Annotated in this window: 1 protein-coding gene; it reads left to right on the top strand. The window is 48.0% G+C overall.

The annotated features are described in order from the left end of the window. A partial coding sequence (locus tag A3756_RS26590; protein WP_156490338.1) for a DUF5011 domain-containing protein occupies window positions 1-723 on the top strand: 723 nt, incomplete at both ends.

Raw genomic sequence — 723 nt, 5'->3', positions numbered from 1 at the left:
AGTTGGCAATAACCCAATTAATCATGAAGTGAATACAATTTACACTGACCCTGGTGCCACAGCCACAGATAATACTGACGGCGATATTTCTGCAAACATCGGTGTCAGCGGTACAGTCAATGCAACCGTAATCGGCAGTTATGTACTGAGCTACAACGTGAACGATTCCTCAGGCAACTCTGCTACTACCGTTACCCGAACAATTAACGTTCAAGATACTGGCGCACCTAGCATCACTCTACTAGGTAGCAGCCCACTTAACCATGAACTAAATACCCCCTATACCGATGCTGGCGCGACTGCAAGCGATGCGCTGGATGGTGATATCTCAACTAACATCATCGTCGGTGGTGCTACCGTAGATTCCAGTGTTACAGGTACCTACGTGATCACCTACGATGTCAGTGACTCCAACGGCAACCCTGCCGTACAGCAAACACGTACAGTAAATGTGAACGACTTTACTGCCCCAGTCATTACGCTTAATGGTGACAGCAGCATTAATATCGCTCTAGGTAGTGTCTACAATGATGCGGGTGCGAGTGCGTCGGACAATATTGATGGCGATATTTCAGCAAGCATTATTCAGAGTGGCACTGTTGATACCGGTACAATTGGTAGCTACACCCTTGTGTATAACGTGAGTGATGCGGCTGGCAACGCTGCAATCCCCGTCACACGAACAGTTAATGTTGCTGATGCGAGCGGCCCTGTTATTACGCT

Source organism: Oleiphilus sp. HI0086 (genome assembly GCF_001635225.1).
The sequence above is the reverse complement of the archived record's forward strand: the minus strand, read 5'-3'. Positions and strand labels throughout refer to the sequence as shown.